The 20,274-nt window shown below is 54.6% G+C and carries 15 protein-coding genes and 1 pseudogene; 7 read left to right on the top strand and 9 right to left on the bottom strand.

Features of this window, described 5'->3' with window-relative positions; translation table 11 throughout:
* Positions 1-136: 136 nt before the first annotated feature.
* The gene (gene fumA, locus EE896_RS20675; RefSeq protein WP_039661400.1) at positions 137-1,783 is read left to right on the top strand and encodes a class I fumarate hydratase FumA; all 1,647 of its coding nucleotides are present in this window, start codon (positions 137-139) and stop codon (positions 1,781-1,783) included.
* A 226-nt stretch (positions 1,784-2,009) separates the two neighbouring features.
* Here the strand turns inward: fumA and EE896_RS20670 are convergent, their stop codons facing one another.
* Positions 2,010-2,675, bottom strand: a complete 666-nt coding sequence (locus EE896_RS20670) for an SDR family oxidoreductase (protein ID WP_140915924.1) — start codon at positions 2,673-2,675, stop codon at positions 2,010-2,012.
* Positions 2,676-2,761: 86 nt separating this feature from the next.
* Positions 2,762-3,829 (bottom strand): SDR family oxidoreductase, encoded by a 1,068-nt coding sequence (locus EE896_RS20665; RefSeq protein ID WP_140033859.1) that lies wholly within the window; start codon positions 3,827-3,829, stop codon positions 2,762-2,764.
* Positions 3,830-3,929: 100 nt separating this feature from the next.
* Here EE896_RS20665 and EE896_RS20660 point away from each other — a divergent pair, with 100 nt between their 5' ends.
* The 4 genes from EE896_RS20660 (at position 3,930) to iolG (ending at position 8,537) form a co-directional block, all read left to right on the top strand.
* Positions 3,930-4,832 carry a LysR family transcriptional regulator gene (locus tag EE896_RS20660; protein ID WP_008924712.1) on the top strand — a complete coding sequence of 301 codons (903 nt, stop codon included), beginning with the start codon at positions 3,930-3,932 and terminating at the stop codon, positions 4,830-4,832.
* A 319-nt stretch (positions 4,833-5,151) separates the two neighbouring features.
* Positions 5,152-6,594, top strand: coding sequence for a sugar porter family MFS transporter (locus EE896_RS20655; RefSeq protein WP_140915925.1), 1,443 nt, complete (start codon positions 5,152-5,154; stop codon positions 6,592-6,594).
* Between the two features lie 94 nt (positions 6,595-6,688).
* Entirely contained in the window at positions 6,689-7,516 is an 828-nt protein-coding gene (locus tag EE896_RS20650) for a TIM barrel protein (RefSeq protein ID WP_039661396.1), read from the top strand.
* Positions 7,517-7,526: 10 nt separating this feature from the next.
* Positions 7,527-8,537 (top strand): bifunctional inositol 2-dehydrogenase/D-chiro-inositol 1-dehydrogenase, encoded by a 1,011-nt coding sequence (gene iolG / locus EE896_RS20645; RefSeq protein ID WP_140915926.1) that lies wholly within the window; start codon positions 7,527-7,529, stop codon positions 8,535-8,537.
* Between the two features lie 109 nt (positions 8,538-8,646).
* On the opposite strand, the gene yfiB is transcribed toward iolG, so the two are convergent.
* From yfiB to malT, 5 genes and pseudogenes are all read right to left on the bottom strand, one after another.
* Positions 8,647-9,120, bottom strand: coding sequence for an outer membrane lipoprotein YfiB (gene yfiB / locus EE896_RS20640; protein WP_140033857.1), 474 nt, complete (start codon positions 9,118-9,120; stop codon positions 8,647-8,649).
* A 24-nt stretch (positions 9,121-9,144) separates the two neighbouring features.
* Positions 9,145-10,353, bottom strand: a complete 1,209-nt coding sequence (gene dgcN / locus EE896_RS20635; RefSeq protein ID WP_140915927.1) for a diguanylate cyclase DgcN/YfiN — start codon at positions 10,351-10,353, stop codon at positions 9,145-9,147.
* A 1-nt stretch (position 10,354) separates the two neighbouring features.
* Positions 10,355-10,909, bottom strand: coding sequence for a regulatory sequestration protein YfiR (yfiR, locus tag EE896_RS20630; protein ID WP_140915928.1), 555 nt, complete (start codon positions 10,907-10,909; stop codon positions 10,355-10,357).
* Between the two features lie 258 nt (positions 10,910-11,167).
* A pseudogene (locus EE896_RS22745) lies at positions 11,168-11,310 on the bottom strand (transcriptional regulator); the annotation flags it as partial.
* A 153-nt stretch (positions 11,311-11,463) separates the two neighbouring features.
* Entirely contained in the window at positions 11,464-14,166 is a 2,703-nt protein-coding gene (malT, locus tag EE896_RS20625; RefSeq protein WP_140915929.1) for an HTH-type transcriptional regulator MalT, read from the bottom strand.
* A 281-nt stretch (positions 14,167-14,447) separates the two neighbouring features.
* Here malT and malP point away from each other — a divergent pair, with 281 nt between their 5' ends.
* Positions 14,448-16,850 (top strand): maltodextrin phosphorylase, encoded by a 2,403-nt coding sequence (gene malP / locus EE896_RS20620; protein WP_140915930.1) that lies wholly within the window; start codon positions 14,448-14,450, stop codon positions 16,848-16,850.
* 8 nt (positions 16,851-16,858) lie between these two features.
* Positions 16,859-18,934, top strand: a complete 2,076-nt coding sequence (gene malQ, locus EE896_RS20615) for a 4-alpha-glucanotransferase (RefSeq protein WP_140915931.1) — start codon at positions 16,859-16,861, stop codon at positions 18,932-18,934.
* A 187-nt stretch (positions 18,935-19,121) separates the two neighbouring features.
* Here the strand turns inward: malQ and EE896_RS20610 are convergent, their stop codons facing one another.
* On the bottom strand, positions 19,122-19,592 hold the full coding sequence (locus EE896_RS20610) for a type II toxin-antitoxin system YhaV family toxin (RefSeq protein WP_140915932.1): 471 nt from the start codon (positions 19,590-19,592) through the stop codon (positions 19,122-19,124).
* Between the two features lie 6 nt (positions 19,593-19,598).
* Complete coding sequence (locus EE896_RS20605) at positions 19,599-19,943, bottom strand: type II toxin-antitoxin system PrlF family antitoxin (RefSeq protein ID WP_140915933.1); 345 nt, start codon at positions 19,941-19,943, stop codon at positions 19,599-19,601.
* Positions 19,944-20,274: the final 331 nt, after the last annotated feature.

Genomic DNA, 20,274 nt, shown 5'->3' with positions numbered 1-20,274 from the left:
ACGCGTTATAAGATACCATTCCAGCACTTCCTCACCGCACCCACGGTGAGGAAGCATAATAAACGATTAATTCGCCTATGATGTTGTGCCCCGCAGCCTGCACGCGGAGGTTCAGCCGGTCATTAAGTGAGAAAAAATGTCGAACAAACCTTTTGTCTATCAGAACCCTTTTCCGCTGTCCCACGAAGATACTGAATACTATTTGCTGAGTCGCGAGCATGTCTCCGTCGCCGAGTTTGAGGGTCAGGAGATCCTGAAAGTTGACCCGCAGGCACTGACGCTGCTGAGTCAGCAGGCTTTCCACGACGCCTCTTTCATGCTGCGTCCGGCCCACCAGCAGCAGGTTGCCTCCATCCTTGATGACCCGGAAGCCAGCGACAATGACAAATATGTGGCTCTGCAGTTTTTAAGAAACTCTGAAATTGCTGCCAAAGGCGTGCTGCCTACCTGTCAGGATACCGGCACCGCGATCATCATGGGCAAAAAGGGCCAGCGCGTCTGGACCGGCGGTGGCGATGAAGCCGCGCTGTCACTGGGTATCTACAACACTTATATTGAAGATAACCTGCGCTATTCACAGAATGCCGCGCTGGATATGTATAAAGAGGTGAATACCGGCACTAACCTTCCTGCGCAGATCGACCTCTACAGCGTTGATGGCGATGAGTACAAGTTCCTCTGTATCGCTAAAGGCGGCGGCTCCGCCAACAAAACTTATCTCTATCAGGAAACCAAAGCGCTGCTGAGCCCAGGCAAACTGAAAAATTACCTGGTGGACAAAATGCGTACCCTCGGCACCGCTGCCTGCCCGCCATACCATATCGCGTTTGTTATCGGCGGCACCTCGGCAGAGAGCACACTGAAAACCGTGAAGCTCGCCTCAACACACTACTACGATGGCTTACCGACCGAGGGCAACGAGCATGGTCAGGCATTTCGTGATGTGCAACTCGAGCAGGAATTGCTGAAAGCAGCGCAGGACCTTGGCCTTGGTGCGCAGTTTGGTGGCAAGTACTTCGCCCACGACATCCGCGTGGTGCGTCTGCCGCGTCACGGCGCGTCCTGCCCGATCGGCATGGGCGTTTCCTGCTCGGCTGACCGCAATATCAAAGCGAAGATTAACCGCGAAGGTATCTGGATTGAGAAGCTGGAATCAAATCCAGGCCGTCTGATTCCGGAAGCGCTGCGTCAGCAGGGCGAAGGTGAAGTGTTGCAGGTGAATCTTAACCGTCCAATGGAAGAGATTCTGGCCCAGCTCTCCGCGTATCCGGTTTCTACCCGCCTCTCACTGACCGGCACCATTATCGTGGCGCGTGATATCGCACATGCCAAACTCAAAGAGCGCATCGATAATGGCGAAGGATTGCCGCAGTACATCAAAGATCACCCGGTCTATTACGCTGGTCCGGCTAAAACGCCTGAAGGTTATGCGTCCGGTTCACTCGGACCGACGACAGCCGGACGCATGGATTCCTATGTGGACTTGCTGCAAGCCCACGGCGGCAGCAAAATCATGCTGGCAAAAGGTAACCGCAGTCAGCAGGTGACGGATGCCTGCCATAAACATGGCGGCTTTTACCTGGGCAGCATCGGTGGTCCGGCCGCGGTGCTGGCGCAGCAGAGCATCAAGAGTCTGGAATGCGTGGAGTATCCTGAGCTGGGAATGGAAGCGATCTGGAAAATCGAGGTGGAGAATTTCCCTGCCTTTATCCTGGTCGATGATAAAGGTAATGACTTCTTCCAGCACATTGAGCGTGCGCACTGCGCTAAATGCGTGAAGTAATACCTGCGTCAGCTAAGCAAAAAGCCCCCTGATTCGGGGCTTTTTTGTTGATTAAAGTAAGGGCTATTGGCTGTCAGAGAGTCTGCGCAGGGAGCACGGTCAGAGGAGGAAAGCATCCCTTACCAGGGACGGTGCGGACCGAGGGTGTCATGGATGACGGCTTTTGCGTCTTTCCAAACTGACCGCGTTCCCTGAGCAGGCTCGATCCAGCAACAACCCTACCTTTCTATACCCGCTGCAACCGCTGCAACCGCTGCAACGCCACATCAATCTGCACATCACCCTGGGTGAGTTCGATTATCTGATATTTAATCGCCGGATTCTCAATCAACCCGACCAGCGTCGCCGCCACATCTTCACGCGGGATTTCCCCATACGGAATAGCGAGATCAGCATGCACCCGCCCTGTCCCGGCTTCATCGGTCAGCGTACCCGGCCGCAGGATCACCCACTCCAGCTTGCTCGCCACCAGCACGGCATCCGCCAGACGTTTCACCCGCATGTAATTCTCAAAACCCTCTGATGGCGTTTTACCACGGCCTGCATCCGGAAACGCCGAGACCAGAAGGAAGCGCGAGACACCCGCCTGCTCTGCTGCGGCTACCGCCAGCTTCAACCCTTCACCGTCAATAGCATTGGTCAACTCGATCCCGGCACCGCCGGCACCCGCGGTGAAAACAACCACTTCGTGACCCGTCATTAAACCGGACAGTGCCGTCACGCTGAGTTGCTGAATATCACCCGCAACAGGCTTCGCGCCTGCGGCCTGAAGAGTTTCAGCCTGTTCCGGTTTACGGTGCAGCGCCGTGACCGCATGGTTTCTGCTGCTCAGTTGACGCGTCAGCTTTTGGCCAACCTTGCCCGCCGCCCCGATAATGAAACATGTTGTCATCGATCTGCTCCTCCATTCACTGATTCAGTGCCTGAGTATAGTCTCTGCCAGAAACGAAACAGGCGCCTGATGCGGCGCCTGCTGGGTTAGTCCGGAATCACTTTTTCCGCTTTCAGCTTATCAAACAGCTGAGTAAAAGAGTCGAGCGTGCTGCGATAGCCGGTAAAGCCCGCTTTGCGGCTCTTACTCATATCAGTAAAAGCTTCCATCGGACGGCCCAGGTCTGCATCGGTGTGCCACCATGAAGCCAGCTTAGTCACATCTGCCTCACGCAACTGATTCTGCTCTGCAATCGCCTGCCATGCACTGGCGGCTTCCTGCATACGATTTTCCAGCGGCATCATCTGCGCCGGGTACTCCGCAGCTTCAATACCGAAATAGTCTGCCAGTTTTGGCCACATCCAGTTCCAGCGGAAGACGTCGCCGTTTACGGCATTGAAATCCTCATTTGCGCCATTTGGTGAAGTGGCAGCCCAGTGCAGCTGCTCAGCCAGCAGGCCCGCATCGGTCATATCCACAATACCGCTCCACTGCTCAGGCGAGCCTGGGAAGATAAAGGGCCAGCCCTTCTCTTTGCACAATGTCGCGTAAACCGCCAGCGTCTGCCCCATATTCATCGCGTTACCTACGGCATGACCGATGATGGTATGCGGACGGTGAACGCTCCAGCGATAGTCATACTTCTCAGCGCCCGCGAACACTTCATCTTCCTGCGCGTAATAGAAGTTATCGACTGGCTGACGACCCTGCTCTTCGCGGAACGGCGTCACCGGCACCGCCCCTTTGCCGTAAGCTTCAAACGGACCCAGGTAATGCTTCAGTCCGGTGACCAGTGCCACATGTGAACCCTTGAGGCGATCGCCGAGTGCTTCAATCACATTGCGCACCATGCCGCCATTAACACGGATGTTCTCTTTCTCATTTTCCTGACGCGCCCAGACGCTGAAGAAAAGCGCATCCGGTTTTACCTCTTTCAGTGCGTCACGAACGGCGTCAGCGTCGGTCAGATCGGCTGTCAGACTGGCTGCGCCTTCAGGAACCGCACCGCGTCCGCGTGAAAGACCGGTAACCTGCCAGCCTTCTGTTTGTAATTTCTCTGCCAGTGCGCGACCAATAACACCGCTGATGCCAACAATCAAAGCGTGCTTTTTCATTTGATTTCTCCTCGTTTTGCGTAATTCTAAGCCTAATAGAGAATTCAGTTCTTATCTCTGGCATTTATTCACAGCATTCTTAACCTGAGTTCATCAATCAATGCACGATCATCGCCTCAAAGATATTCTGCCGTTTGTTGCCAGCGTCGAGTGCGGCAGCTTTACCGCCGCGGCTGAGCGGCTGCATGTGACCGGTTCGGCAGTCAGTAAAAGCGTCAGCCGCCTGGAGACGCGACTGGGCTCGCGGCTGCTGGAACGCACCACGCGAAGCCTGCACCTCACCGACGCGGGCAGCGCCTATTATCAGACCTGCCTGCGCATCCTGGAGGATCTGGCCGAAGCCGAGGCAGTGCTGGCGGCGCAGCGCATCATTCCGTCCGGTCGTCTGCGTCTGGCGGTGCCCACGACCTATGGCCGTCTCAACGTCATGCCGCTCTTGATGCCATTTTGCCAGCAGCACCCGGAACTGGCGCTGAGCCTGAGTTTGTCCGATCGCTTTGTGGACCTGTTTGAGGAAGGCGTAGATGTGGCAGTACGGATCGGCGGTGCGCCTGACCTCCCTGCGTCCCTGGGCTGGCGCAATATGGGCCGCGAGCAGATGCAGTTCTGTGCCTCTCCTGCTTATCTGGACCGTGAAGGTCGTCCGGAGAATGAGGCGGCGCTGCTGAATCATCCCGCCATCCTTTATGAGCGCGTGGATGGCTCGACCAAACCCTGGCTGTTCACCACTGAAGATGGTCAGCCACACTGGCGCGAGGTGCCGTTCAGGCTGGCAGTGGGCGACGTTGATGCGCAACTGCAGGCGGTCATCGCCGGACTGGGTGTGGCCCAGATGCCTTCATGGCTGATTCAGCGCGCCGTAGCAGCCGGCGAACTGGAGATTATCCTGCCGCAGTTACAACCTGACGGGCTGACGCTAAGCGTGGTATGGCCACGGCGTAAACAGTTTCTGCCAAAAGTAGACGCGCTGTTATCCGCATTAAATGCACTCACCATCCGCTAACCTCAACATTCCCCTTTCTTCTGGTCAGGATATTTCATCCTGACCCTGATTCGTCACACTCTGCTTTCCCGAAATTATTCCCATTTCGCCCTGACAAAAACATCGCTTTTTTATTAACGTGAATATTAACCCTCTTTAATCTAACGATTTTTATTACGCCCTGATGGAATCCAATCAAAATAAAAAAGGCGAAAGGGTTGAGCTCACATAATGAAAACTAAGTTTCAAATATAATTTAACCCGAAATAAAAATATCAGTAGGGTGATGGCTTCTTCATGTTCTGACGTTTTGTCTTTGCCGTAATGACCAGGAGTATTCATGGAAAAAGAACTTTATATTTCGTCGAACCCGGCCTCCGGTCCCAATAGCGCCACCCGCACCGAGCCTTTTGTGAAGATTATTGCGTTGGTTGCCACTTTAGGTGGGTTGCTATTTGGTTATGACACCGGTGTGGTCTCGGGTGCGCTGCTATTTATGCGTGGCGATCTGCATCTCACACCGTTTACAACGGGACTGGTGACCAGCTCCCTGCTGTTTGGCGCGGCCTTCGGCGCACTGGCGGCCGGCCATCTGGCAGATGGCCTGGGCAGACGACGCATTATCATCGCACTGGCGCTGATTTTTGCTCTGGGTGCGGTGGGATCAGCCCTGGCACCGGACGTCACCTGGATGATCGCCTCGCGTCTGTTCCTGGGCTTTGCCGTGGGCGGCGCGGCAGCCACCGTGCCGGTCTACATCGCGGAAATCGCACCCGCTAACAAACGCGGCCAGCTGGTTACCCTGCAGGAGCTGATGATTGTCAGCGGTCAGTTGCTGGCCTACATCTCAAACGCCACGTTTAACGACATCTGGGGCGGTGAAAACACCTGGCGCTGGATGCTCGCGCTATCGATTGTTCCCGCCGTTCTGCTCTGGATCGGCATGATATTTATGCCAGAAACCCCACGCTGGCACGTAATGAAAGGCCGCAGTCAGGCCGCCCGTGAGGTGCTGGAAAAGACCCGCGCCGCTGAAGATATTGAGTGGGAACTGGGAGAGATTGAGGAAACCATCGAAGAGAACCGCCAGCGTGGCAAAGGCCGCCTGCGCGATCTTGCGACGCCCTGGCTGATGAAAATTTTCCTGCTGGGCGTGGGCATCGCCGCCATTCAGCAGCTGACCGGCGTCAATACCATCATGTATTACGCGCCGACCATGCTGACCGCTGCCGGACTGAGCAATGATGCGGCGCTGTTTGCCACCATCGCCAATGGCGTGATTTCGGTGGTGATGACGCTGGTCGGTATCTGGTTAATCGGCAAAGTAGGCCGTCGCCCTCTGGTGTTAATTGGACAGATGGGCTGCACCTGCTGCCTTTTCTTTATCGGGCTGGTCTGCTGGCTAATGCCGGAATACCTCAATGGAACCGTCAATCTGCTGCGGGCGTATCTGGTGCTGGCGGGCATGCTGATGTTTCTGTGCTTTCAGCAGGGCGCGTTGTCACCGGTGACCTGGTTACTACTGTCAGAAATCTTCCCTGCGCGGATGCGCGGCATCTGTATGGGCGGCGCGGTCTTCTCACTGTGGATCGCTAATTTTGCCATCTCTATGGCCTTCCCGCTGTTATTAGCCGCATTTGGTCTGGCTGGTGCCTTCTTCATATTCGCGGCCATCGGCATCGGCGGTTCTGTTTTTGTTGTGAAGTTTATTCCCGAGACCCGGGGAAGAAGTCTTGAGCAGGTCGAGCACTATTTCTATGCGCTTTATAACGGCAAAAAATAGTGCCTGCTGCGCAGTAAAAAAATAACGGCCCGCGTCATGACGCTGACGACCCGATTGCTATTAACACCGACACCCTACGTTCAAGGAAATTGTTATGAGCCTGAATATTCCCAACGCGCGCTTTTGCATCAACCGTAAAATAGCGCCCAGCCTCACCCTTCCGCAATTTTTTAACCTCGTCAGCCAGCTGGGTATTCATAATGTCGAGCTGCGTAATGATATGCCCAGCGGACGCGTTACCGACGATCTCAGCGGTGACGACGTCAGGGCCCTGGCGCGTGAGTCAGGTATTCGTATTGTCACTATCAATGCGCTCTATCCGTTTAACCAGCTGAATGAAGAGGTACTACAGCGCGCCCGCCAGTTATTAAGCGATGCGCAGGCAGTTGGCGCGGAATCGCTGGTGCTCTGTCCGCTCAATGACGGTACGCCCATCAGCGCAGCCGATACCGTCGCTGCACTGAAAACCCTGGCACCGCTGTTCGCCGACGCAGGTATTCAGGGACTGGTCGAGCCGCTGGGCTTTCCTCAGAGCTCACTACGTTCGGCAACTCAGGCGCAGACACTGATTCATGAAGCAGGCGTGCCGTTCAGATTACTGATCGATACCTTCCATCATCATCTGTTTGAGGATGCGGAACAGACTTTTGACCAGGAGATCGATATCGGTCAGATCGGGCTGGTGCACCTCTCCGGCGTCACTGACCCACGCCCGGTCAGCCAGCTCACCGACGAAGAGCGCATCATGCTCAGCGCGGACGACCGCCTGCACAGTAAGCAACAGGTTGAGCGGCTGGAGAAGATGGGCTACAGCGGCCTTTACGCTTTTGAACCTTTCTCGTCGGTAATGAACAGCTGGCAGGAAGCGGACATCATCCGCGAAATACGCGACAGCATTCGTTTGTTAAATCACTCAGCTTAAAGGATTCATCATGACAATTAACATTGGTGTTATCGGCACCGGCGCAATCGCCCGCGAACATATCCGTCGTTGCAGCACAGTGTTACAGAATGCGCGCGTGGTGGCGCTCAACGACATCAACCGCGACAACTGCCAGCAGATTGTGAATGAGCTGACGCCGGAAGCACGCATTTATGACAATGCGCTGGATCTCATTAACGATCCGCTGGTGAATGCGGTGCTGGTCACCTCCTGGGGTCCGACACATGAAGCCTTTGTGCTGGCCTGTATCGAAGCGGGCAAAGCGGTGTTCTGCGAAAAACCGCTGGCGGTCACCGCTCAGGGCTGTATGAATATTGTTGAAGCGGAGATTCAGGCGGGACGGCAGCTGGTGCAGGTCGGCTTTATGCGCCCTTATGATAGCGGCTACCGTGCGCTAAAAGCGGTCATCGACAGCGGTGAGATTGGTGAACCGCTGATGCTGCATTGCGCACACCGTAATCCGGAAGTGGGTGACAGTTACACCACCGACATGGCAATCACCGATACGCTTATCCACGAACTCGATGTGCTGCGCTGGCTGCTGAATGATGACTACGCCAGCGTACAGGTGATCTTCCCACGCAAAACCCGCAAGGCATCGTCACATCTGCGCGATCCACAAATCGTGCTGCTGGAGACAGCCAAAGGCGCGCGTATTGATGTCGAAATCTTTGTGAACTGTGAATATGGCTACGACATTCAGTGTGAAGTGGTGGGTGAACGCGGCGTTGCCCGCCTGCCGGAGCCCGTTTCTGTGCAGACACGCAGCGCGGCAAAACTCTCGACTACCATTTTGACCGACTGGAAAAAACGCTTTATCGATGCCTATGACGTGGAGCTACAGGCGTTTATCAACAACGTCATCAGCGGTGAGATGACGGGTCCCTCGGCGTGGGATGGTTACGCGGCAGCAGTCGCGGCCGATGCCTGTGTCGCGGCACAAACCTCTGGCGAGATTGTGCCGGTTAAGATGTCGGTTAAACCGGCGTTTTATCGCTGATAAAAACAACGCATGGCGGACTCCGCCGTGCGTTCATCTTTTCCCATAGTCAGCGCATGGTCACGCGCAGGTAAATCCGACGACAAAGCAGGCGTTGGCCGCTGGTTTATCATGGTGCTGTGATCACAATGGCCACGCGGCGATTTTGAGCACGCCCTTGCGCGCTATTGTTGCTGGTAACCGGAGCACTCATCCCCAATCCACGCGTAACAATATTTCCACGGGGTATCGACGCACCTTCCGCCCACTGTGCCGCTACGGCATTCGCTCTTTTCAACGACAGCTGCTGGTTATAATCGGGTTTGCCATAATTGTCAGTGTGCCCATCGATGCGCACATGCTCAATACCGGTCGATGCCAGGTTTTTCGCCATCCCCTGAATATTACTTTTGCTTGAGGGAGTCAGTTCTGATTCGTTAACACCAAACAGGATTTTATCGGATAATCCCAACCCCCAGCCTTCACTATTTCGGGTAAATCCAGCACTTGTCATCGCGGCGATTTGTGCCTCACTAAAATGCTCTTTAGACTGACAACCCACCAAAGCCAGAGTCAGGAGCATCAGGGAAATATTCTTTTTCATATTCACGTCTCGTTCACGCCTTCATTAAACTTTATTTTTTCGCTTATTCTTATACATATTCATATCAGCACGTTCGAGGATCGATTCAACCGTATCACCCTGTTGTGACCACGCATATCCGATGGTCATTGAGGTTTTTATCGGCAAACCTTCTGCAATACTGATTTCCTCGCTGATGGCATCATGAATATTCAGCATGAGTTGCTTCAATTGCTCATCACGGGTCCGGCTGCTCACCAGCATGGCAAATTCATCTCCGCCTAATCGGGCAACCAGATCCTGTTCAGATGCCTGTGATAAAAGGCGCGATCCTATCGCTTTCAATACCTCATCCCCGGCGGCATGTCCCCAGTTATCATTAATGCTCTTAAAACGATCGCCATCGAGGAATAACAGCGCAAAGCGCTCATTGGCAGATTGCAGAGCGAGGAGTTGTGTCAGCCGGGCGGAAAATGCAGTGCGGTTGGCAAGGCCGGTCAGCGGGTCTTCCAGCGCTTTAGCGGCCAGCGAGCGATTATCACGCATAAGCGAAGCCTTCAGCGATTGCATTTCCTTAAGCAGTGAATTCAGATCGTCTGAAAAGAGCTGAAACTCTTTAATTGGGCCACCCTGAATTCGCAGTGAAAAATCACCAGAATGAATCACATAGTGAATTGAGCTGGTAATGGTGCGCAGTGTTGCAACCATACCCCGATGCAGAAATTCACTCAGCAGAAGCGAGATAACCAGCACACAAAGCATGCCGCTGCTAAGAATCATAAATGAGTAACGAAGGAAGTTTAACGCGCCGGTCACCGTGCCTTCCAGCGTCAACGTCCCGACGACAGCATCAGCATGAATGATATTGACGTTAAGAGGTTTGATATAAATCCACTCGCGCAGTAAGCGTGAATACCAACCCGACGGTTCCTGTTGTGCATTCCACTGAACCAGAACAATGTGATCACGGGTAACCAGCTTCGCGGAAGCGAACATGCCTTCATTGCCAAGCCGTTCAATTTTATTACGTGCGTCGTAGCTGTCGGCAAAAACGGTAGCCGCAGTTAGCGTAGTACTTAGCGTCGAACCGATTAACTCGAGATTTCGTTTCTCATATTTTTTAATAAACAGCAGCGACGTTGATGAGAGCAATAACCAGCACAGCAGGAGTATCACTGCAGCGTTGATGGTGCTTATCTTCCGCAGTTTATTGCGGATGGACGATTTATCATGTCTTAATTTATCAAATTTCATCTTATTCGCCTCCCTCGCGGGAGAGCAAAAGCACATCAGGACTCACCCTGACACCGCTTCTGGCAAGGGAATCGAGGTTAACGGAAAAATGCGTATGATTAGGCTGAAAAATCATGCAAAACGCGGCACCTACCGTACACTCCGCATTATTCTCCGCGAGGCTAAGAACGGCCCTTCCTGTAAAATGCTGCAGAGAGTCAACCTGCTGCTGGGGCGTCTGATCGCCGAAATAAACAGCATCGCATCGGTGCATACTGAAGTCGTTAACAGAAGCAAGATACACAACAGTAAATGTCGCGGTTGAAGACGCAGTATTTTCCGGTAAAGAGAGATGTCGCGCTGAAGATAAAACACATAATTCTGGTCGTTTCACACCCGGCCAGTGGGTGAAACTGATAATACCACTGACAATGCGATTAGCTTTGCCATCCTGTATTTCGGCCCAGGCTAAATGAGGAATGACGATGAGCAGAAGAAACGTCAGGACGATTGTGCAGATGTGTCGTAGCAGAAGCAGTACAGCGACATCGTGATGGGTTTGATATTTATCTATCATACTGCGTTCCAGTAATACTACACACGGCAGGAAACCTGAATAAACGTCGAAATGTTAGCACAGCAGCAGTTACAAATGTTAACAAACTTCAATCACTACAATTTATAGCGGCCCTGATATTTATCTCAGCTTACACGCTCATTTGCGATTTTATCATCAGATTAAGCAAACCATCAGAAAAAGCGCAGCGTGACCTGCACGATTAAGCTTTTCCTTTGCCTCGTCTCTTCGTATCTGGCGTAAATATCGCGCATGTAATCAGTCAAAATAGGGTTTTAAAATGTCTTCTGTCCAGTGCATAAAAGCCCTGATACGCCGCGACAGATTGCGGCGGTGCGCGACCACAAATACGCGCTAAGCGGCTCGGGACGCAGATCGGGAAGCACTTCAACCAGTTCACCACAGCACACTCCCGCTCTGCTTTACTCTTCCAGAACTCTTCCAGACCTTGTCAGGCGCCTTTAACCTGCGTCGGTTTCCTGTGCGGGTTTTACATCAGAACAGCCTTATGCCTGGGCAATTTTCAACAATCGATGAATAATCGCCCGCTATTCTCAGACATAGCCCATCATTTTTAACAGCGCCTGCACCTGATTCATTGCCTCGCTGCGATGAGAGACGCCCAGTTTTTGGTAGAGATTACGGATATGCGTTTTGATGGTGGTGGATGCCACCGCCAGTTCCCCGGCGATTTGATCGTTGCTGTATCCTGAATAGATCAGGCCCAGCACCTGCCACTCACGCTGCGTCAGTGGACTGGTGCGGATCAGTTCCGGCACGTCAGGATGGTTGAGCAACCGGCTGACAAAACCTTCATCGAAATGGGCAAACTTATGTCGATGATATTTATTAATTTCAAGCAGGATGCGGCGGGCGCGGTGACTGTCCAGCTCATTCAGAGTATTTAGCTGAATCAGCTGCCGCAGTTGTTGCGCCATCATCTCGCCTTCAATGACAAAATGGCTGATAAATCCGGTGCTGCGTGCCAGTTTCAGCGCCTCAATCAGCACACGCTGCGCCTCCGCTTTGCGGTCAGTCTGCCAGTAGATCTGATTCAGCAGCAGCAGATTACGGTTTAAATCGCTCATCAGGCGCAGGGCACGGGCGTTCTCATTCAGTTCCTCCAGCACCACTTCTGCCTGGCTGACATCACCCAGCAGGATCTGTGCACGGGCAATGTTACGCCACTGTCCCTGCAGGAAATGGTTGTTAGCGAAAGCGGGTTTGGGTGTCTGCCGCATCCAGTCGCGTGCGTTCTGGCTGTCGCCGGTCATCTGCCAGTAGATCACCCGAACCTTATCGGCATTGGCGATCCAGTCACTGTGCCAGTTGCCGTTGTTCAGCAGGTTTTCCAGACGGTTCAGGTAGCTGCGGGCGTTATCAATGTTGCCGCGCGCCAGTGAGCACTGCACCAGCAGTCCCAGACACTGAATCTGCTGTTGCGGCTGGTAACCGTTCAGCACGTTGATCCCTTCGCGCGCCGCCTGCTCTGCCTCTTCCAGTCGGCCCCAGGCCCATAACAGCTGAGCGCGAATGCGCAGCAGAAACTCATGCAGCGGGAACTGCGCCAGATGCTGCTCTTCCACCAGCACAAAGGCGCGGCTCTGGATCTCATAGGCGGCCTGCAAAAAGCCCTGAGCAAACAGAATCTCGCTCTGTTGAATCATGCTCCAGAGCGCGTAGTGCCAAACCTCATCGCGACGTGCCATCTGTTCGGTCTGACGCATCAGCTTGAGTGAATCATCTAACTCACCTTTGCAGTGCATCACTTCGCCATGTACTGAGGTCGCCACAATACGGCTGTAGTGACGGCTGGCTGGCAGGGTGTCGAGCGCCACTTTCGCCAGCCGCTCCGCTTCGTCGGTATTGCCATCGTTGATCGCCACCTGGGCGCGCAACGCATTAAATTCACCGCGCAGAGCGGCATCAATCTCGCAGCGGCTGGCCTGTTCAAAACGTGCCAGCAGACTATCGACTTCAGAAAAGCGATGCTGGGTCTGCATCAGCCACGCCTGCAGCAGCACCAGCATAGGATTCTCCAGCATCATCTCCCACGGCAGCGCTTTCAGGGAGTTCTCCAGTAACGGCAGTTCGCTCTGATTAAACAGCGTCCAGGCGTGCTTCAGCAGCACATCCCGCAGCATGCTCGCGTCACCGGAGGCGAGCGAGTGGTGAATCGCCTCGCCAGGAAACCCCTGCGCCATCCAGCTTTCAGCCGCAGCCCGATGCAGCGCAGGCAGCTCTGCGGCCAGCTCCCACTGACAGCGCTGACGCAGAAAGTTCCCAAACAGCGGATGGTAGCTGAACCAGCAGCCGGAATCGTCCATGCGCTGCAGAAATAACCCCTGACGTTCAATCTCCTCCAGCCGCATCTGGCCGTTATCTTCGTGGGTTACGCAGGCTATCAGCTCATCGTTCATTGAACGCAGCAGCGCAGTTTTGAGTAAGAAATGGCGGGTGGAGAGATCGACATTATCCAGCACCTCTTCCACCAGATAGTCAGAGAGATGGCTGGCATTAATACCTGAAAGCCGCCGGGCTGAATGCTGCGCAGAGCTGGCACCCTGTCGTGCCGACAGCACAATCAGTTGCAGTGCCGTCGCCCAGCCTGCGACATCATCACAAAGGCGGCTGCTCTCTTCGCTTTCCAGCGGCGCCGACAGACGGCAGTCAAAGAACTGGCGCGCTTCCTGATGTGTAAATGCGAGCTGCTGGCTGCCCAGTTCAATCAGTTGCTCACGCACCCGCAGGTTAGCGATACCCAGCTGCGGCAGGTTACGCGACATCAGAATCAGCGTCAGATTCTCCGGCTGATGACGCAGGAAAAAGCGCATCGCGTCATGAATGACCGGATTGGTGATGAGATGGTAGTCATCAACAATCAGCCACAACGGCTGCTGCCACTCCACCAGTTCGATAAAAAGCTGAGAAAACAGTGCATTGAGATTCACATATTGCCGCTTCTGCGCCAGCAGCTCAGTGCGGGGACAGCCGCCATGTGTGGCCTGTTGCAGTGCAGCTATCAGGTAATCGACAAAGCGTTCCGCCTGATTGTCGCCCTCGTCCAGAGATACCCAGCCCAGATCGCGCTTTCCCGCCGCCCACTGAGATACCAGTGTGGTTTTGCCGTAACCTGCCGGACTGGTGACCAGGACCAGCCGATAGTTACCGGCAGCGGTGAGCTTTTGCAGCAATCTTTCACGGATGACGGTGCCTTCAAGACGGACCGGGCGGCTGAGTTTGGCGGGTATTAACATGGGCGCGCGTTTCTCCATTCGTCGAGCGCATCATTATTTTACGCTTCGTAATTATTCCTTACACAGGTTCAGCATTTCGTCTGATGAATGCAAGCAAACCCATTAACTAAACTTTACAAAAGCGTGCGCAATCACACTCCTTCAACGATTTAGGAATAGCCTCATTCTCTCCACCCTCCCTATCCTCCTGCCCTAATCCTTTTCGGGAGGATGAGTGATGATTTCCGCCCGGGCACACTGTGACCACATTGACCCACTTTCTTTTTTTCAGGACATCAATCATGACACAGCCCGATTTTAACCCGACTCAGTTTACTGCTGCCCTGACCCGTCAGTGGCAGCGTTTTGGCCTGCACGACGCGCAGGAGATGAACCCGTCGCAGTGGTGGCAGGCCCTCAGCGGTGCACTGGCCGATATGCTGGCGGCGCAGCCAGGTCGCCCGGCTACAACTGAACTGCGCCATGTTAACTATCTGTCGATGGAGTTTTTGATGGGTCGCCTGACCGGCAACAATCTGCTGAATCTGGGCTGGTATGACGCGGTGAATAATGCGCTGGCCGCCTGGAATGTCTCACTCACCGACGTGCTGGAAAACGAAACCGATCCGGCGCTGGGCAATGGCGGTCTGGGTCGCCTGGCGGCCTGTTTTCTGGATTCTATGGCAAATGTGGGTCAGCCTGCCACGGGCTATGGTCTGAACTATCAATATGGTCTTTTCCGCCAGCGTTTCGAACAGGGCTCCCAGATTGAAGGGCCGGATGACTGGCAGCGCGATCGCTATCCGTGGTTTAACCATAACGCTGCGCTGAACGTGCGCGTCGGTCTGGGCGGTAAAGTGATCAGTGTCGAAGGTGAGCCGCAGTGGCAACCGGCAGTTGAACTGGTCGGGGAGGCCTGGGATCTACCGGTAGTAGGTTATGAGAATGGCATCAGCCAGCCACTGCGTTTATGGCAGGCGAAACATGCTCAGCCGTTCAACCTCAGCCGCTTTAACGACGGCGATTTTTTGCGTGCGGAGCAACAGGGCATTGATGCAGAAAAACTCACCAAAGTGCTCTACCCCAATGACAATCATCAGAACGGTAAAAAACTGCGTCTGATGCAGCAATATTTCCAGTGCGCCTGTGCGCTGGCTGACATTCTGCGTCGTCACCATCTGGCCGGACGCAACATCGAAACCCTGGCTGACCATGAAGTGATCCAGCTTAACGACACCCATCCGACGCTGGCGATCCCGGAGCTGATGCGTCTGCTGCTGGATGAGCATCAGCTTAGCTGGGATCGCGCCTGGCAGATCACCCAGCACACCTTTGCCTACACCAACCATACGCTGATGCCGGAAGCGCTGGAATGCTGGGATGTGCGACTGGTGCGCAGCCTGCTACCGCGCCATATGATGATCATTAATACCCTGAACGCGCAGCTGAAAACGGCAGTCACCGCACGCTGGCCGGATGATGACGCAAAATGGGCAAAACTGGCACTGGTGCACAATAATCAGCTCCGCATGGCCAACCTTTGCGTCACCAGCGGCTTCGCGGTCAATGGTGTGGCGGCACTGCACTCAAAACTGGTAGTGCAGGATCTCTTCCCGGAATATCACCAGATGTGGCCGGAAAAATTCCATAACGTGACCAATGGCATTACACCGCGCCGCTGGATTAATCAGTGCAACCCGGCGCTGAGTGCGTTGATTAGCCGAACGCTGCAAAAGCCCTGGCTGAACGATCTCGATGCCTTACAGGGGCTGGAAGCCTTTGCGGATGACGCCGTGTTCCACGCGGAGTATCGCGCCATCAAGCAGCAGAACAAAGTCGCGCTGGCGCAGTGGGTCAAACAACGGACCGGCATTGAGATCGACCCCACCGCGCTGTTTGATGTGCAGATTAAGCGCCTGCATGAGTACAAACGTCAGCATCTGAGCCTGCTGCACATCATTGCACTGTGGCAGACGCTGGTCACCGATCCGCAGGCGAACCGTGCACCGCGCGTGGTGCTGTTTGGTGCCAAAGCCGCGCCGGGCTATGCGCTGGCGAAAAACATCATCTACGCCATCAACAAAGTGGCCGAAGTGATCAATCAGGATCCGCGCATCGGCGACCGCCTGAAGGTGGTGTTTATTCCCGATTACAACGTCTCCGTCGCCGAGCGCCTGATTCCGGCCGCCGACCTTTCTGAACAAATTTCTACTGCCGGTAAAGAGGCCTCCGGCACCGGCAACATGAAGCTGGCGCTTAACGGTGCGCTGACCATCGGCACACTGGATGGGGCAAACGTCGAGATCGCCGAACAGGTCGGCAGCGAAAATATCTTTATCTTTGGGCATACCGTGGAACAGGTGGTGGCGTTAAAAACGGGCGGCTATGCCCCGGATCAGTGGCGCAAAAAAGATCCACAGCTCAATCAGGTGTTAAAGGCGCTTGAAGATGGCACCTTCAGCCAGGGCGACCTCCACGCTTTTGACGCGATGCTGCACAGTCTCGGCCCGGAAGGCGGCGATCCTTATCTTGTTCTGGCTGACTTCCAGCCCTACCTGGACGCGCAGGCGCAGGTTGAACGGCTGTGGAGCGATCAGGAGGCCTGGACGCGTGCCACCATCCTGAATACTGCCCGCTGTGGCATGTTCAGTTCCGATCGCGCAATCCGCGATTATCAGCAACGCATCTGGCAAGCGAAACGCTAAGGAACGCCATGAAAACAGATCCGGTTATGGATGATTTTTCCCTGGCGGGCATCGCTGCTGAGTATATCAATGCGCACGGCAAGCCACAGGCGATCCCGACCCTGACCCGCCAGCGTTTGCTGGCGGTGATGCAGCCTCCGCATCCGCTGAGCACGCCGCTGCCACCCGTGGTGATTTTCCGCAGCGGCGATCTGCTGAGCCTGTCGCCACAGCTGAGTGACGATGCACACTGGCATCTCACCCACGAGTCGGGTGAGATGAGCTCGGGTCGCTGCCAGCCCGCGCAGCCACTGCATCTGCCGCCGCTGCCCGAAGGCTATCATCAGCTGACGCTGCAACAGGGCACGCAGCAGTGGTCGTGCCGGGTGATTATCGCCCCGGCGCGCTGCTATGAACCGCCGGCACTGTTGAAGGGTGAATCATTGTGGGGCGCCTGCGTGCAGCTCTACACCCTGCGTTCTGCGCAGAACTGGGGTATTGGTGACTTTGGCGATCTGCGCCGGATGCTAGCGGAAATCGCCGCACGTGGTGGCGCGTTTATCGGCCTCAACCCTATTCATGCACTGTTTCCCTCCAGCCCGGAGAGTGCCAGCCCTTACAGTCCTTCGTCCCGGCGCTGGCTCAATGTGCTTTACATCGATGTGAACGCGGTCACTGACTTTCAGTTGAGCGCGGTCGCGCAAACCTGGTGGCAACTGCCCGAAACGCAGCAGACGCTGGCGCAGGCTCGCGCAACTGAATGGGTCGATTATGCCGCGGTAACCCGGCTGAAAATTCAGGCGCTGAGCCTGGCGTGGCCGCAGTTTATCCAGCGTGATGCCGCTGATCCTGAGGTGCAGGCGTTTAATGCGTTTATCCAGGAAGGTGGCGAAAGCCTGCAGCATCAGGCGCTGTTTGATGCGCTGCATGCCGACCAGATGGCGCAGGATAGCGGGCGCTGGGGCTGGCCGGTCTGGCCGGAGGCGCTACAGCATCCAGACAGCCCGGCGGTGCAGACCTTTTTGAAACAGCATGAGGATCAGGTGCGTTTCTGGCTGTGGTTGCAGTGGCTGGCCGCACAGCAGTTTGAAAGTTGCTGGAACAGCTGCCAGCAGCAGCAGATGCCGATTGGCCTATACCGCGATCTGGCGGTGGGCGTCGCGCAGGGTGGCGCAGAGACCTGGAGCGAGCGGGATCTTTACTGCATGAAGGCCAGCATCGGTGCACCGCCTGATATTCTCGGCCCACGCGGTCAGGATTGGGGGTTGCCGCCCATGGATCCGCAGGTGATGCGTCAGCGTGCCTGGGAGCCGTGGATTGCCCTGCTGCGCGCCAATATGCGCCACTGCGGCGCACTGCGTATTGATCATGTGATGGCGCTAATGCGGCTGTGGTGGATTCCCGCTGGCGAAGGCGCGAGGCACGGGGCGTATGTGCACTACCCGATTGACGATTTGCTGGCGATTCTGGCGCTGGAAAGCCAGCGTCATCAATGCATGGTGATTGGCGAAGATCTCGGCACCGTGCCGGAGGCGATTGTCGATAAGCTGCGGGATGGCGGGGTTTACTCCTATAAAGTGCTCTGGTTCGAACAGACGTCAGAAGCCGGTTTTCGCCCGCCCGCCAGCTGGCCACGGCAGGCAATGGCAGTTGCTACCACCCATGATCTCCCCACGCTGCGCGGCTGGTGGCAAAGTGACGATCTGACAACTGGCGCACAACTCGGTCTTTATCCGGACAAAGTGGTGCTGGCCGGACTGTATCAGGAACGAACGAGGGCAAAGCAGGCGCTGCTGAACAGTTTGCATCGCGTGGGCGCGCTGCCGAAACGTGCCGGACGTGATGCACGCCGTACCGGTATGAGCAAGGCATTGAATCAGGCGATGCAGCGCTATCTGGCCGACAGTCACAGCGCCCTGCTGGGACTGCAACCGGAGGACTGGCTGGATATGGCCGCGCCGGTCAATATTCCCGGCACCAGCGACGAATACCCAAACTGGCGACGCAAGCTGAGCGTGCCGCTGGAGGCGCTGTTCAGTAATTCGGAGACCCAAGGGTTGTTGCACGATTTGACGGCGCGACGGAAGCGGTCAGTGCGTGGTTGAAGATTAACGCGTGACTCAGACGCGTGTCTGACGCCGCCTGATTTACATAATTTTCAGTTATTACAGCGTGCGGGCCGCCAACGGCTCGCACGCTGCTATTTTACTCAGCGCCTTTAATCAGAGATGAATTACCCATGAGCAAGGCGTCTGAAAACACAAACAGGATCGTGGTCAGGATTTATGACACTTACGAGTTTGTATTATCCCAATCCTGAGATTGCTTTAACAGCAATGCCCAGTCGTCTGGTGGGTAGCCGTTATGCAACATTCCTGAAAATACTTTATAAGCGTCACGTTTACTGCCATAGGCACGTTTGGTCTCGGCGTCATTCATCCATGCAAGGATAATGGTTTTATGTTGTTCGCTGAATCTAAAGAACAAACGATACTGCATTAAAAACTTCGCACGGAACCAATGCTTATTTTGTTCTCCCAGCGTATCGCCCTGGCGAAACTTTGCATGATGTGGATCGGCGCAAATCTCACTATTGATAACCTTAAACACCGCGGCTAAAAGCTTAGTCGTCGCTTTTCGCTGGTAACTTTCAGGATATTTAGCCCTGAGTGACTCCACTTCATTGGTCAGCGCAATCAGCTGTGATTCAAAACAGGGATGAACATAAACGTGCCATCCATTTATAACCGTGCCATCTTCCATACCTGATTACTCATCGTCCATGAGTGGAGCATCCAAATCAACGTCCATACCTTCGGTCAATGAAGTAATGCGAGTTAATAATCCTCGATCCAGCGTTTTAATATTTGCAGGCGTGTTGCACATATCAGCAGCAAGAAAACTCAGAAAGCTCGCCATTACCGGATCATCATCAGTCACCGTTTCCTGACGGGTAATAAGGACTTTGCCGCCAGGCAGAACAGCGTATTCGATATTCTCACCAGGTTGCAGATTCATCGCATCACGAACTGCGGCAGGGATAGTGGTCTGGCTGCGGGCTGTCAGTTTTGATGTAGCGCGCAGAGAGATGTTGGTATGAGTCAGCGTTCCCATTTCAGATTCTCATCAGGAAAAACAAGATAACGCAACAGTAATGCAAGTGCATTGGCAATGCAAATGCATTGATCGCGACAACCACGACTGTTTTGTTACTCAGTCACCATTAAAAGTTTCTGATTACTCTTTTCCGTATCGCCTGAAAAGTGACACCCTGTTTTACTTCCTGCCAGATATCACACTCTTCGCGGCTGATATGCACAGCAGCAGAAATACTCCGACGGGTGATAACCCCAGGTTCACCCGCCATCACGATACCCATGATTTCAGAAAGATATTTCGGGTCTGAGTTGCCATGTAACTTCGCCTGAAATGGCCAGAAAATTCA

It is taken from the genome of Pantoea eucalypti (assembly GCF_009646115.1).
Lineage (GTDB): Bacteria > Pseudomonadota > Gammaproteobacteria > Enterobacterales > Enterobacteriaceae > Pantoea > Pantoea eucalypti.
Note: the sequence above shows the minus strand (reverse complement) of the source record. Positions and strands in the feature narration are given on the sequence as shown.

Excerpts from the sequence above, each read along its gene's own strand:
- fumA (WP_039661400.1), top strand. The coding sequence starts at position 137 with ATGTCGAACAAACCTTTTGTCTATCAGAACCCTTTTCCGCTGTCCCAC.
- EE896_RS20670 (WP_140915924.1), bottom strand. The coding sequence starts at position 2,675 with ATGACAACATGTTTCATTATCGGGGCGGCGGGCAAGGTTGGCCAAAAG.
- EE896_RS20665 (WP_140033859.1), bottom strand. The coding sequence starts at position 3,829 with ATGAAAAAGCACGCTTTGATTGTTGGCATCAGCGGTGTTATTGGTCGC.
- EE896_RS20660 (WP_008924712.1), top strand. The coding sequence starts at position 3,930 with ATGCACGATCATCGCCTCAAAGATATTCTGCCGTTTGTTGCCAGCGTC.
- EE896_RS20655 (WP_140915925.1), top strand. The coding sequence starts at position 5,152 with ATGGAAAAAGAACTTTATATTTCGTCGAACCCGGCCTCCGGTCCCAAT.
- EE896_RS20650 (WP_039661396.1), top strand. The coding sequence starts at position 6,689 with ATGAGCCTGAATATTCCCAACGCGCGCTTTTGCATCAACCGTAAAATA.
- iolG (WP_140915926.1), top strand. The coding sequence starts at position 7,527 with ATGACAATTAACATTGGTGTTATCGGCACCGGCGCAATCGCCCGCGAA.
- yfiB (WP_140033857.1), bottom strand. The coding sequence starts at position 9,120 with ATGAAAAAGAATATTTCCCTGATGCTCCTGACTCTGGCTTTGGTGGGT.
- dgcN (WP_140915927.1), bottom strand. The coding sequence starts at position 10,353 with ATGAAATTTGATAAATTAAGACATGATAAATCGTCCATCCGCAATAAA.
- yfiR (WP_140915928.1), bottom strand. The coding sequence starts at position 10,909 with ATGATAGATAAATATCAAACCCATCACGATGTCGCTGTACTGCTTCTG.
- malT (WP_140915929.1), bottom strand. The coding sequence starts at position 14,166 with ATGTTAATACCCGCCAAACTCAGCCGCCCGGTCCGTCTTGAAGGCACC.
- malP (WP_140915930.1), top strand. The coding sequence starts at position 14,448 with ATGACACAGCCCGATTTTAACCCGACTCAGTTTACTGCTGCCCTGACC.
- malQ (WP_140915931.1), top strand. The coding sequence starts at position 16,859 with ATGAAAACAGATCCGGTTATGGATGATTTTTCCCTGGCGGGCATCGCT.
- EE896_RS20610 (WP_140915932.1), bottom strand. The coding sequence starts at position 19,592 with ATGGAAGATGGCACGGTTATAAATGGATGGCACGTTTATGTTCATCCC.
- EE896_RS20605 (WP_140915933.1), bottom strand. The coding sequence starts at position 19,943 with ATGGGAACGCTGACTCATACCAACATCTCTCTGCGCGCTACATCAAAA.